Source organism: Burkholderia sp. APQ4-4ca, from assembly GCF_057837105.1.
Map to the genome: position 1 here is coordinate 17,329 of NZ_JBYQCG010000105.1, position 12,102 is coordinate 29,430.

The 12,102-nt window shown below is 67.7% G+C and carries 11 protein-coding genes; 7 read left to right on the forward strand and 4 right to left on the reverse strand.

Going from position 1 to position 12,102, the window contains the following annotated elements; translation table 11 throughout:
- Window positions 1-14: 14 nt before the first annotated feature.
- Window positions 15-2,138, forward strand: coding sequence for a TonB-dependent receptor (locus AC3IFE_RS13115; RefSeq protein WP_489190779.1), 2,124 nt, complete (start codon window positions 15-17; stop codon window positions 2,136-2,138).
- An 88-nt stretch (window positions 2,139-2,226) separates the two neighbouring features.
- Here the strand turns inward: AC3IFE_RS13115 and AC3IFE_RS13120 are convergent, their stop codons facing one another.
- Window positions 2,227-3,471 carry an NADH:flavin oxidoreductase/NADH oxidase family protein gene (locus AC3IFE_RS13120; RefSeq protein WP_062910085.1) on the reverse strand — a complete coding sequence of 415 codons (1,245 nt, stop codon included), beginning with the start codon at window positions 3,469-3,471 and terminating at the stop codon, window positions 2,227-2,229.
- Between the two features lie 78 nt (window positions 3,472-3,549).
- Between AC3IFE_RS13120 and AC3IFE_RS13125 the strand changes: the two genes are divergently transcribed.
- A complete protein-coding gene (locus tag AC3IFE_RS13125) occupies window positions 3,550-4,008 on the forward strand; it encodes a MerR family transcriptional regulator (protein ID WP_489190780.1) in 459 nt (152 codons plus the stop codon).
- Window positions 4,009-4,186: 178 nt separating this feature from the next.
- Window positions 4,187-4,507: a DUF1330 domain-containing protein gene (locus tag AC3IFE_RS13130; protein ID WP_489190781.1), complete on the forward strand. Its 321-nt coding sequence runs from the start codon at window positions 4,187-4,189 to the stop codon at window positions 4,505-4,507.
- Between the two features lie 28 nt (window positions 4,508-4,535).
- On the opposite strand, the gene AC3IFE_RS13135 is transcribed toward AC3IFE_RS13130, so the two are convergent.
- Window positions 4,536-5,372 carry an NAD-dependent epimerase/dehydratase family protein gene (locus AC3IFE_RS13135; RefSeq protein ID WP_489190782.1) on the reverse strand — a complete coding sequence of 279 codons (837 nt, stop codon included), beginning with the start codon at window positions 5,370-5,372 and terminating at the stop codon, window positions 4,536-4,538.
- A gap of 71 nt (window positions 5,373-5,443) precedes the next feature.
- Here AC3IFE_RS13135 and AC3IFE_RS13140 point away from each other — a divergent pair, with 71 nt between their 5' ends.
- Window positions 5,444-6,547 (forward strand): LacI family DNA-binding transcriptional regulator, encoded by a 1,104-nt coding sequence (locus AC3IFE_RS13140; RefSeq protein ID WP_489190783.1) that lies wholly within the window; start codon window positions 5,444-5,446, stop codon window positions 6,545-6,547.
- 95 nt (window positions 6,548-6,642) lie between these two features.
- On the opposite strand, the gene AC3IFE_RS13145 is transcribed toward AC3IFE_RS13140, so the two are convergent.
- Complete coding sequence (locus tag AC3IFE_RS13145; protein ID WP_301737593.1) at window positions 6,643-7,935, reverse strand: MFS transporter; 1,293 nt, start codon at window positions 7,933-7,935, stop codon at window positions 6,643-6,645.
- Between the two features lie 323 nt (window positions 7,936-8,258).
- Here AC3IFE_RS13145 and AC3IFE_RS13150 point away from each other — a divergent pair, with 323 nt between their 5' ends.
- Both AC3IFE_RS13150 and AC3IFE_RS13155 read left to right on the forward strand, forming a co-directional pair.
- Window positions 8,259-9,731: a bifunctional transcriptional activator/DNA repair enzyme AdaA gene (locus AC3IFE_RS13150; RefSeq protein ID WP_489190784.1), complete on the forward strand. Its 1,473-nt coding sequence runs from the start codon at window positions 8,259-8,261 to the stop codon at window positions 9,729-9,731.
- On the forward strand, window positions 9,728-10,261 hold the full coding sequence (locus AC3IFE_RS13155) for a methylated-DNA--[protein]-cysteine S-methyltransferase (protein ID WP_489190785.1): 534 nt from the start codon (window positions 9,728-9,730) through the stop codon (window positions 10,259-10,261). The genes AC3IFE_RS13150 and AC3IFE_RS13155 overlap by 4 nt, the downstream gene beginning before the upstream one ends.
- Window positions 10,262-10,448: 187 nt before the next feature.
- Here AC3IFE_RS13155 and AC3IFE_RS13160 read toward each other — a convergent pair whose 3' ends face one another.
- Window positions 10,449-10,940 (reverse strand): Lrp/AsnC family transcriptional regulator, encoded by a 492-nt coding sequence (locus AC3IFE_RS13160; protein ID WP_089469015.1) that lies wholly within the window; start codon window positions 10,938-10,940, stop codon window positions 10,449-10,451.
- A gap of 156 nt (window positions 10,941-11,096) precedes the next feature.
- On the opposite strand from AC3IFE_RS13160, the gene AC3IFE_RS13165 reads away from it, so the two are divergent.
- The coding region (locus AC3IFE_RS13165) for an isomerizing glutamine--fructose-6-phosphate transaminase (protein WP_489190786.1) at window positions 11,097-12,102 on the forward strand (1,006 nt) is incomplete at its 3' end.

Sequence of the window (12,102 nt, forward strand, 5' to 3'; positions counted from 1 at the left end):
AGGATACCGAAACGATGAAGTTCAGATCGATGCTGCCTGCTGCCGTGCTCGCGGCGCTGTCGCCGGCCGGGCAGGCACACGCACAGGAAAACGGCGTCGACGGCAGCGGCGCCACGCTCGCACCGATTCGCGTCGATGCGCAGAAGGCGCCCGCGCTGACGCAACCGCTCGACACCGGCAGCCATCTCGGGCTGTCCTCGCTCGAAACGCCCGCGAGCGTCGAGCAGATCAGCCGCGCGACACTCGACACGCGCGGCGACAGTTCGATCGTCGACGCCGTGAGCCGCGCCGCCGGCATCAGCGCGTCGCCGCATCCCGGCAACGGCAATTCGGAGCTCGCCGCGCGCGGCTTCGTCGGCGCGTCGTCGGTCACGCAGCTCTACGACGGCGTGCGCCCGTACGGCGCGATCGGCGTCACGTTCCCGTTCGACACGTGGTCGGTCGACCATATCGACGTGCTGCGCGGCCCCGCTTCGGTGATCTACGGCGAAGGCGCGATCGGCGGCGTGGTCAACATCGTCCCGAAGAAGCCGACGCGCACGCCGATCCGCAACGAGCTGCAGGTCGGCGGCGGCACAGAAGGCACCGCGCGCGCCGCGTTCGGCAGCGGCGGCGCGATCAACGACACGCTGTCGTACCGCTTCGACATCAGCGGCAACCGATCGTCGAACTGGGTCGATCGCGGCGATTCGCGCAACCTGTCGATCTCCGGCGCGCTGCGCTACGACGTGACGCCCGAGCTGTTCGTGACGGCGTCGTACGCGCAGGGCTTCATGCATCCGATGCAGTATTTCGGCGTGCCGCTCGTCAATGGTGCGCGCGATCGCGCGCTCGACAAGAAGAACTACAACGTCGGCGACGCCGACATCGCGTTCCGCGACAGCTGGGCCACCGTCGCGGCGAACTGGCAGCCGAGCGACAGCCTGAACGTGACGAGCACGCTGTACCGGATGAAGAGCAACCGTCACTGGAAGGATGCGGAGTACTACACGTACCTGCCGTCGAGCGCGCAGGTTCGGCGCAGCAGCTATACGGAAATCTTTCACGACCAGGAACAATACGGCAACGTGACGACGGCCACCGTCGGCGGCGCGCTGCTCGGCATGCGCAACACGTTTTCGGCGGGCTTCGAGTTCAACCACACGACGTTCCGGCACGACAACAACGCGCCGTATGCGGGCACGTCGACGGTCGATCCGTTCGACTTCGATCCGGGCAACTTCATCAACACGGCCGGCACGTTTCCGAAGTACCGCAGCCAGTCGAACCAGTACGCGCTGTTCGCGGAGAACCGGCTCGAGATCACGCCGCGCTGGTCGGTGATCGGCGGGCTGCGCTACGACCATGCGAGCGTGAACCGCGACGATCTCGTGAACGGCGGCGCATTCACGAAGGTGTTCGCGAACACGGGCTGGCGCGTGGGCACCGTGTACGACGTGCGGCCCGGCCTCGCCGTGTATGGCCAATATTCGGTCGCGGCCGATCCGGTCAGCTCGCTGCTGTCGCTGAATGCATCGAAGGCAAATTTCACGCTCGCGACCGGCCGGCAGATCGAGATCGGCGTGAAGCAGTCGTTCCTCGACGGCAAGGCGGAATGGACGCTCGCCGCGTACCGGATCGTGAAGAACAACCTGCTGACGGCCGACCCGGTGAATCCGAACAAGTCGATCCAGGTCGGCCAGCAGTCGTCGCGCGGGCTCGAGGCGACGGTCGGCGCGGAGATCGCGAAGGACTGGCGCGTCGATGCGAACGTGTCGATCCTGCGCGCGAAATACGACGATTTCCGGCAGTCGTCCGGCGGCACGATCGTATCGCGCGCGGGCAACGTGCCGGTGTCGGTGCCGCAGCGGCTCGCGAACCTGTGGGTGAGCTGGCGCTTCGCGCCGGACTGGACGGGCATCGCGGGCGTCAAGTACGTCGGCAAGCGGTTCGCCGATACCGCGAACCAGCTCGTGATGCCGTCGTACACGACGGTCGATCTCGGCCTCGCGTGGAAGCCGCGCAAGGACACGACGATCACCGCCCGTGCGTACAACGTGTTCAATCGCCGCTATGTGCAGTCCGCGTACTACGACGAAACGCAGTATCTGCTCGGCAACGACCGGCGGTTCGAGGTGCTGGCGAACTATAAGTTCTGAGCACGCATGCCGCCGCGCACCGTGCAAGGCGGCGCGTGCGCGGCGGCGTGCCGGTCAGCGTTCGGCATCGCCAGCTCGCATCGATGCATCACGCACGCGTGCCCGCCGCGCGCCCCGCCATCCACTTCCGGTAGCGCCGCGTCTGGCACTGCGCGGCCAGTTGCTGCCGCACCAGCGCGCGCAGCGGCGACACCTGCGGGTGCGTGCGGCGCCCTTCGCTCAACCGCGTAAGCTGGAACTTGACGACGGCCATGTTCGCCAGCGCGCCCAGCGCCTTGTTCTTCCAGCGGATCGGCTGCAGCACCGGCGCGCTGTCCTTGCCCGCGCGCCAGTCGCGCGGCAGGTTCGGGTCGATCGACAGCGCGGTCGCGATGCCGACCATCGCCACGCCGCTGTTCACCACCTGCTCGGCCACCGCGCGGCGCCGGATGCCGCCCGTGACCATCAGCGGCATCCGTGCGACGGCCGTGATGTCGCGCGCGAATTCGAGGAAATACGCTTCGCGCGCCAGCGTGCGGCCGTCGCGCGCCTCGCCCTGCATCGCCGGCACTTCATAGCTGCCGCCCGACAGTTCGACGAGATCGACGCCGAGCGGATTCAGCAGTTCGACCACGCGCTTCGCGTCGTCCGCGCTGAAGCCGCCGCGCTGGAAATCGGCCGAGTTCAGCTTCACCGCGACGACGAACGCCGGCGACACCGTCGCGCGCACCGCCTTCACGATGTCGAGCAGCAAACGCGCGCGATTCTCGATGCTGCCGCCCCACTGGTCCTGCCGACGGTTCGTCAGCGGCGACAGGAACTGGCTCAGCAGATAGCCGTGCGCCGCGTGCACCTGCACGCCGGTGAAGCCGCTTTGCTCCGCGAGCTGCGCGGCGCGCACGAAGCGCTGCTGCACGTCGGCGATATCGGCTGCCGTCATTTCCTTCGGCACCGGAAACTGCTTCGACAGCGCGCCGAGCGCGAGCGGCACGGCCGACGGCGCAAGCGTCGTCTGGCCGAGCGCCGCCTGCATCTGGCGCCCCGGGTGATTGATCTGCATCCACACGTGCGCGCCGCCCGAGCGCGCGATCTGCGCCCAGCGGCGGAAACGGTCGAGATGCGCGTCGCTTTCGAGCACGACGCCATTCGGCCCCGTCATCGCGCGGCCGTCCACCATCACGTTGCCGGTCAGGATCAGGCCGACCTGTCCGTCGGCCCACGCCTGATACAGGCGTAGCAACGCGTCCGACGGCGCGTGATCCGCATCGGCCATGTTTTCTTCCATCGCGGCCTTGGCCAGACGGTTCGGAATCACCGCCCCGTTGGGCAGTGTGAGCGGCGCAAACAGATTCATGATGGAACATCCTCGATTGACGATGGCCCACGATAACTTTAAAGTCAACTTTAAGGTCAAGCCCTTTTGGAGCCCATCATGAAAATCGGCGAACTGGCGAAGGCGAGCGGCCTCGCGGCGTCGCGTATCCGCTTCTACGAAGCGAGCGGCCTGCTCGAACCGGCCCGCCGGCAGGCGAATGGCTATCGGGAATACGGGCCGGAAGCGCTGACGCGGCTCGCGATCATCGACCGCGCGCAGGGCGCAGGCTTCTCGCTCGACGAGATCCGCGCGGTGCTGCCGCCCGATCTCGGCGCATGGCCGCACGACGAACTGCTGGTCGCGCTGCGGCACAAGGTCGACGAAATCGCGCTGCTCGAGCGGCGTCTCGCGCAGAACCGGCAGCATCTGGAAACGCTGATCGACGAGATCGAGAACAAGCCGGCCGGCGAAGATTGCACGGGGGCCGCGCAACGGATGCTCGACCGGCTGGGCGAGCAGGCCAGCGAGCCGCTGGAGCCGGCGCCGGTCGTGCGGCCGGCGCGCAAGCGGGCGTGATGGATCGGGATGCGGAATGGCGCGGCGCCGTCCGTCGAGCCATGCGCGCCGCGGCCTGAAGCACGATGTGACGCGGTTGTCCCGATTTGCTTACGTCGCGGGTAATCGACGCGCGCCGCCCGCACCGCGATCATGGGCTCCATCGACTCTCGAACCGCATCCCGCCACGGAGCCCACCATGACCGCCTACGCCATCGCCCACCTGCATGACGTCGAAATGTGCGACGACATCGTCGAGTACCTCGGACGGATCGACGGCACGCTCGCGCCGTACGACGGCCATTTCGTGATTCACGGCGCACGCCCGGAGGTACGCGAAGGCATGTGGCATGGCGACCTGATCGCGATCGCGTTTCCCGATCTCGACACGGCGCGCGCGTGGTACGACTCGGCTGCGTACCGGCAGATCCAGCCGCTGCGCGCCCGGCACGCGAGCGGCCCGTTGATCCTGATCGACGGCGTCGACGAGCGGCACAAGGCCACCGACATCCTGCGCTGAATCTCGACGCAGGCAACGCCGCCGACGCTTACGACGCCTTGCGCTCCATCGGCTCGCCGACGACGAACCCGCCGCCCTGGAACCGCTGCGCGGGGTCGTCGTACTCGGCGGTCGGCGCCGTCACCGGGAACAGCCCGGCGAACTGCTCGGAACTGTCGCGCGGGCGGAAGCCGAGGAAGCCGGCCTTCGTGTTGTCCCACCACTTCACCGGGTTGTCCGACGCGCCGTAGACGATCGCGTGCCCGACGCGGTTCGTCAGCAGCGAGCAGCGCACGAGTTCGATGAAGTCGCGATAGCTGAGGAACGTGACGAGCATGCGCGGGTTCTTCGGCACCTCGAACGACGAGCCGATCCGCAGGCACACCGTCTCGATCCCGAAGCGGTCGAAGTAGTAACGCGACAGCGATTCGCCGAAGCACTTCGTCACGCCGTACAGGCTGTCGGGACGCAGCGGCGCATCGGCGTCGAGCACTTCGGTGACCGGATGGAAACCGATCGCATGGTTCGAGCTCGCGAACACGACGCGCTTCACGCCGTGCTTGCGCGCGGCTTCGTACAGGTTGTACGTGCCGGTGATGTTCGCGCCGACCAGATCGTCGAACGGCGCATCGACCGAAATGCCGCCGAGGTGGACGATCGCGTCCACGCCGTCGACGAGCTGCATCACGGCCGGCCGGTCGGCCAGGTCGACCACGCGGAGTTCTTCATGCGCGGCCGCGTCGCCGAGCGCCGCGATGTCGCTGACGCGCACGACGTCGGCCCAGTCGGCGAGCGCGCCGCGCAACTGGCGGCCGAGGTTGCCGGCCGCGCCCGTCAGCAGCAGGCGGCCGAACGGTTTGCGCGCGGCGGTGGATGAGGCATTCATCGAATCTCCTTGGATCTGACCTAAGATGGAAAACGTTTTCCAACTATACGCGGGCGCGCCGCCGAGCGTCAATGGTCGAACTCGCTCGCAGCCATCCGCACTTTCCCGATATCGGCGGCGGTCTGCACGCCGGCTTTTTCTGCCACAATCGGGCGTTATCGAACGAAAACGTTACCCTTCGCATGAAAAAAGTTTCCTCGACGATCCGCGACGTGGCCGCGGAAGCCGGCGTGTCGGTCGCGACGGTCTCGAAGTACGTGAACGGCACGCAGCGCTTCTCGCCGACCGTCGAGGCACGGCTGAAGGAGGCGATCGAGCGGCTCGGCTACCGGTCGAACCCGCTCGCGCGCTCGATGATCACCGGCCGCACGCGCACCATCGGCCTCGTGATCCTCGACATCAGCAACCCGCACTTCACGAACGTCGTGAAAGGCGCGAACCGCGTCGCGCTGCAGCACGACTACACGCTGCTGCTCGTCGATACCGAAGAGAGCCAGACGCGCGAACGCTCGCTGATCGAGGCGCTCGCGCAGCGCGTCGACGGGCTGATCGTCAGCACGCGGATGCCCGACGAGGAAGCCGGCTGGATGCTCGACCTCAACAAGCCGCTCGTGCTGCTGCGCCGCAGCCCCGGCCTGCCGATTCCGAGCGTCGGCATCGACAACCGGCTGTCGACCTACATGCTCGCGCGCCATCTGCTCAACCTCGGCCATACACGCATCGCCTATCTCGGCTTCGGCACCGCGCGCGTGAACGACGAACGGATCCAGGGCGCGCGCGACTGCCTCGCCGAAGCGGGGCTCACGCTCGACGTGCACGACGCGCACGCGCCGACTGCCGAGGCCGGCGAGCGCGCGTGCTCGCGCGTGATGCTCGGGCCGCAGCGCCCGCAGGCCGTGATCTGCTACAACGACCTGATCGCGCTCGGCTTCATGAAGGAAGCCGCGTCGCTCGGCTTCCGGCTGCCGCAGGACGTATCCGTCGCCGGCATCGACAACGTGCCGTACGGCGAATACGCGGCGCCCGCGCTGACGACCGTCGACATCCAGAGCGAGAACATGGGCGAGCTCGCGATGCAGAAGCTGATCGACGCGCTCGCCGGGCGCACCGACGCGAGCTATTCGACGTTCGAGCCGCGGTTGATCATGCGCGCGTCGACGGCCTCGGCCAGCTGACGCGATCGCGACGCGATGCATCACGTCACGTCGCGTCCCCGAACGAAAAACGCCGCCCCGGTGAAGGGCGGCGTTTTCGCTTGGCCGATACGCAATCACGCATCGAGTCTCGCCGGCTTCATCTTCGGCGTGAGCACGTGCATCACGGCCAGCGCGATCAGGTAGGCCGACGCGCCGATCGCGAACAGCACCCAGTAGTGGCCGGTGCGCTGCAGCACCTGGCCGATCACTTCCGAGAACAGCACGCCGCCGATCGAGCCGGCCATCCCGCCGATGCCGACCACCGACGCGACCGCGCGGCGCGGGAACAGGTCGGACGCGGTCGTGAACAGGTTCGCCGACCAGCCCTGGTGCGCGGCGGCGGCGAGGCCGACGATCAGCACCGCGATCCACAGGCTCTGCACCTGCGACACGAACGCGATCGGCAGCACGCAGCATGCGCAGATCAGCATCGCCGTCTTGCGCGCCCGGTTCACGCTCCAGCCCGCGCGCAGCAGCATCGACGACAGCCAGCCGCCGCCGATGCTGCCGACCGTCGTCAGCGCATAAATGCAGACGAGCGGCAAACCGATGTGCTGCATGTCCATCCCGCGCGACTCGTTGAGCCACTTCGGCAGCCAGAACAGGTAGAACCACCACACCGGATCGGTCAGGAACTTGCCGATCAGGAAGGCCCACGTCTCGCGCTTGCGGATCAGTTCGCCCCAGCGCGGCGCGCCGGCGTTCGCATTCGCCGCGTCGAGCGCTTCGGCCTCGTCGCGCGGCTCGTCGTATTCCGCGGCGAGCGCGCGCGTGTCGGCCGTGCGATACATCACCAGCCACACCGCGAGCCACACGATGCCGATCGCGCCGATGATCACGAACGCCGCGCGCCAGCCGTAGGCCACCGCGATCGCCGGGATGATCGCCGGCGCGAATACCGCGCCGATGTTCGCGCCCGAGTTGAAGATGCCGGTCGCGAGCGCGCGTTCGCGGCGCGGAAACCATTCGGCCGTCGTCTTGATCGCGGCCGGAAAGTTGCCGCCCTCGCCGATCCCGAGCAGCGCGCGCACGGCCGCGAAGCCCGTCACCGAACCGACCGCCGCGTGCAGCATCGCGGCGATGCTCCATACCAGCATCGCCACCGCGTACGACACGCGCGTGCCGAGCCAGTCGACGATACGCCCGAAGCCGAGCAGGCCCAGCGCATAGAACGCCGAAAACGCCATCACGATGCGGCCGTACTGCACCTGGCTCCAGCCGATGTCGTGCTGCAGCATCGGCGCGAGCAGGCCGAGGATCTGCCGATCCATGTAGTTGATCACGGTCGCGAAAAACAGCAGCGCACACACGGTCCAGCGGTAGCGGCTGGCGGCCGCGCGCACGGCGCCGACGACGGCAGAGGGCATGAATGTCTCCGATGCGCGGTCGCGCCCGTCGCGCCGCACGAAGTTCGTTGACCGGCGACCGGCGCCGGGGCGAGCGGCGGCGCGCTGCTGCGCGCGGCCTGCTTCGCCAATCCGTCTGGAAAACGTTTTTCAAAGAATAGGCCGCCTGCCGGTGCCGTGTCAGTCCGGGATTTCGATGAGTCATCTCAAATTGGTCGCGGCAAAAGAGACGACTGTTTCGCAGAGTGGCATTAACCGTTTTTCCGCTCATTTTCCCGCCGCGGCCCGGCAGCCGCGCGACCGCCGAGACACATGTCCGATTCCAGCCAGAATCGACCACGAGGATGGTTTACAGTCGTCGCATGCGCCTCGACCCCGACACCTGCTACGACGCCCTGCTTTCGCGAAACCGCCGCTTCGACGGCTGGTTCTTCGTCGGCGTCGCGACGACTGGGGTGTACTGCCGCCCGGTCTGCCCGATGAAGCCGCCGAAGGCGCAAAACTGCAGCTACTACCCGACCGCCGCGGCCGCGGAGAAAGCCGGCTTCCGGCCCTGCATGCGCTGCCGCCCCGAACTCGCGCCCGGCCACGGGCTGCTCGACCTGTCCGGCAATCTCGCCGACGCGGCCGCGACGCTGATCGACGACGGTTTCCTGAACGCGCATTCCGTCGATGCGCTCGCGCGGCGCGTCGGCGTGACCGAACGCCATCTGCGCCGGATCTTCGGCGCGCAATTCGGCGTGTCGCCGGTCGAGTTCGCGCAGACGCAGCGGTTATTGATGGCCAAGCGGCTGCTGACCGATACAGCGCTGCCGGTCGCCGTCGTCGCGTCGACGGCCGGGTTCGGCAGCGTGCGGCGCTTCAACGACCTGTTCCGCGAGCGCTACGGCCTCAATCCGCTGCGGCTGCGCAAAGGGGCCGGTGCGGCGGCCGACGGCGACATGACCTTTCCGCTGCCGTACCGGCCGCCGTTCGCGTGGGCCGACCTGATGCGTTTTCTCGCGCAGCGGCAGATCGACGGCGTCGAGCGGATCGACGCGAAGGGTTATGCGCGCATCGTCGAATTGCCGAATCGAAACGACGGCCGCCGCGTGGCCGGCTGGCTGTCCGTCGCGCACGTGCCGCAGCGCTTCGCGCTGGCCGTCACCGTGTCGCCCACGCTGACGCCGGTCGTGCCGGCCGTGCTGGCACGCGTGCGCCGGCTGTTCGATCTCGACAGCCGCCCCGACGTGATCGATGCGCATCTCGGCGATCTCGCGAGCGGCTCGCCGGGCCTGCGCGTGCCCGGCGCGTTCGACGGTCTCGAGATCGCGATCCGTGCGGTCGCGGGCGAGCAGCTTGCCCAGGCGCAGGCCGATACGCTGCTGCTCGCACGGATCGCGGCACGCTTCGGTCATTCGGTCGACGGCGCGCCGCCGGGCCTCGCGCATGCACTCCCCTGCGCCGCGACGCTGGCCGCGCTGCCGCCTTCGGCCCTCGAAACGATCGGCATCGAGCGCGACGCCGCACGCGCGATCGTGTCGCTCGCCCGCGCCGTCGACGACGGCACGCTCGCGCTCGAACCGATGGCGCCGCTCGACGCGACGCTCGCCGCGCTGCGCGCGCTGCCCGGCTGCGACGAACGCGCGGTGCAGTACGTCGCGATGCGCGCGATGGCCTGGCCGAATGCGTTCCCCGCCGACGACGCGTGGCTGCCCGCCCGGCCCGAACCCGCGCTCGGGCCATCCTCCGCGCCGCATACAGCGGCGCGCTGGGCGCCGTGGCGCGCGTATGCCGCACTGCACGTGTGGCGCCTTCATGGAGATGTGTCGCGATGACTCCCGCTCACCTGATTCCGAGCCCGCTGGGCGACATCGCCGTGCGCATCGAGGACGATGTGCTGACCGGCCTGTACTTCGTCGGCCAGAAATACTTTCCGTCGCTTGCGATCGTGCGCGAAGCGGACGCGCTCGCCAGGTCGCCGCTCGCACGCCGGGTCGCGGAAGAAATCGCCGAGTACTTCACCGGCGCGCGCGACACGTTCTCGGTGCCGATCCACCTGCGCGGCACCGCGTTTCAGCGACGGGTCTGGAAGGAACTGCTTGCGATTCCGTTCGGCGAACTCGTGTCGTATGGCGACATCACCGAACGCGTCGGATTACCGATGAGCGGCGCGCGCGCCGTGGGCGGCGCGGTCGGCCGCAATCCGGTATCGATCATCGTGCCGTGCCATCGCGTGGTCGGCGCGTCGGGCAGCCTGACCGGCTATGCGGGCGGCATCGATCGCAAACGCGCGCTGCTGTCGCTCGAAGGCGCGGGGTTTTCGCGCGGCGCGTATCAACCGACGCAGCAGGCGCTCGCGTTCTGATGGAGGGTGCGCATCACGCGCTCAACACCGGCCGGCGCGCTTCACGCTTCGCATATGCGCCGGGCGTCACGCGGAATTTCGACGTGTTTCCCGAGCCCGCGCATTGCTTCGGATACGGCAAGCCGCTGCAACTGGCGGACGCGGCCACCGCTGCGTGATGCGGGACGAACGACGCGCTTACCTCACGCTACGTGCGCTTGCGCATCGCATGCGCGATCCGCGCGTTCGCTTCGAATTTCGCGCGATGCGTCGAGAAAAACGTCCGCACGTTGCGGACGTTCGACGCGCCGGTGAACAGCCGCCGCGCGAATTCGTCGTATTCGGCGACGTCGGCCAGATCGGCGATCACGACGAAATCGGGCCCCGGGGACACGCGGTAGCACTGCGTGACGGCCTGCTCCGCGCACACATACGCTTCGAACGCGTCGTAGTCTTCGGCCGTCTGCCGGTCGAGGCTGATCTCGATCAGCGCGGTGACGCCCGTGCCGATCGCCACTGGATCGAGCACCGCGACCTGCCGGCGGATCACGCCGGCCTCCGTCAGCCGGCGCACGCGACGCATGCAGGTGGGCGGCGACGACAGCGCGCGCTCGGCGAGTTGCAGGTTGGACACCGACGCGTCGTCTTGCAGGATCGCGAGGATGCGCAGGTCGAGATCGTCGAGGGTGATGCCGGCCATTAACCGTTCCTTCCCTTCAGTAAGTGAAATTTAATTTCAATATGATAGTCGATCCTCCTTCTGTTTCATATTTTCTGGATTTTTGAAATTTAATTCCATTTCACTGGTTCTACCATCGCTCTCACTGATTCAGACAGGACATTTACGGAGCGCGATATGTGTGGAATCGTCGGGGCGGTTGCCCAGCGGGACATCCTGCCGAACCTGGTCGACGGCCTGAAACGGCTCGAATACCGCGGCTACGACTCGTGCGGCGTCGTGGTCTACCGCGACCGCGCGCTGGCGCGCGCCCGCAGCGTCGATCGTGTCGCGAACCTGCAGCGCGAGATCGCCGAGTTGGCGTTGTCCGGTTACACGGGCATCGCGCATACGCGCTGGGCCACGCATGGCGCGCCCGTCACGCTCAATGCGCATCCGCACTTCTCGCCGAGCGACGCGAATGCGCGCATCGCGCTGTCGCACAACGGGATCATCGAGAACTGCGACCAGCTGCGCGCGGAACTGCAGGCGCACGGCTACGTGTTCGCGAGCCAGACCGACAGCGAGGCGATCGCCCATTTGATCGACCACCTGTACGACGGCGACCTGTTCGATGCGGTACGGCGTGCGGTGGCGCGACTGCGTGGCAGTTATGCGATCGCCGTGATGTGCCGCGACGAACCGCACCGGATCGTCGGCGCGCGCGACGGGATGCCGCTCGTGGTCGGGGTCGGCGAAGGCGAGAATTTTCTGGCTTCCGACGCGATTGCGCTGTCGGGCATCACCGATCGCATTGCCTATCTGGAGAACGGCGACGTCGCCGATGTCCAGCTGCATCGCTACTGGATCGTCGATGCGAACGGCCAGCGCGTCGAACGCGCGGTGCAACGCGTCGCCGCGCATAGCGGCGCGGCCGATCTCGGGTCGTATCGTTACTACATGCAGAAGGAGATCTTCGAGCAGCCGCAGGCGGTGGCCGATACGCTGCTCGACGTTTCGTCGATCATGCCCGAGCTGTTCGGCGATGGAGCGTGGCGTGTGTTCAGCGACGTCGATTCGGTGCTGCTGCTCGCGTGCGGCGGCAGCTATCACGCCGCGCTGACCGCGAAGTACTGGATCGAGAGCATCGCGAAGTTGCCGGCGAGTGTGGAAATCGCCAGCGAGTTTCGTTATCGCGACGGTG

Excerpts from the sequence above, each read along its gene's own strand:
- AC3IFE_RS13115 (WP_489190779.1), top strand. The coding sequence starts at position 15 with ATGAAGTTCAGATCGATGCTGCCTGCTGCCGTGCTCGCGGCGCTGTCG.
- AC3IFE_RS13120 (WP_062910085.1), bottom strand. The coding sequence starts at position 3,471 with ATGAATCTGTTTGCGCCGCTCACACTGCCCAACGGGGCGGTGATTCCG.
- AC3IFE_RS13125 (WP_489190780.1), top strand. The coding sequence starts at position 3,550 with ATGAAAATCGGCGAACTGGCGAAGGCGAGCGGCCTCGCGGCGTCGCGT.
- AC3IFE_RS13130 (WP_489190781.1), top strand. The coding sequence starts at position 4,187 with ATGACCGCCTACGCCATCGCCCACCTGCATGACGTCGAAATGTGCGAC.
- AC3IFE_RS13135 (WP_489190782.1), bottom strand. The coding sequence starts at position 5,372 with ATGAATGCCTCATCCACCGCCGCGCGCAAACCGTTCGGCCGCCTGCTG.
- AC3IFE_RS13140 (WP_489190783.1), top strand. The coding sequence starts at position 5,444 with ATGGTCGAACTCGCTCGCAGCCATCCGCACTTTCCCGATATCGGCGGC.
- AC3IFE_RS13145 (WP_301737593.1), bottom strand. The coding sequence starts at position 7,935 with ATGCCCTCTGCCGTCGTCGGCGCCGTGCGCGCGGCCGCCAGCCGCTAC.
- AC3IFE_RS13150 (WP_489190784.1), top strand. The coding sequence starts at position 8,259 with ATGGTTTACAGTCGTCGCATGCGCCTCGACCCCGACACCTGCTACGAC.
- AC3IFE_RS13155 (WP_489190785.1), top strand. The coding sequence starts at position 9,728 with ATGACTCCCGCTCACCTGATTCCGAGCCCGCTGGGCGACATCGCCGTG.
- AC3IFE_RS13160 (WP_089469015.1), bottom strand. The coding sequence starts at position 10,940 with ATGGCCGGCATCACCCTCGACGATCTCGACCTGCGCATCCTCGCGATC.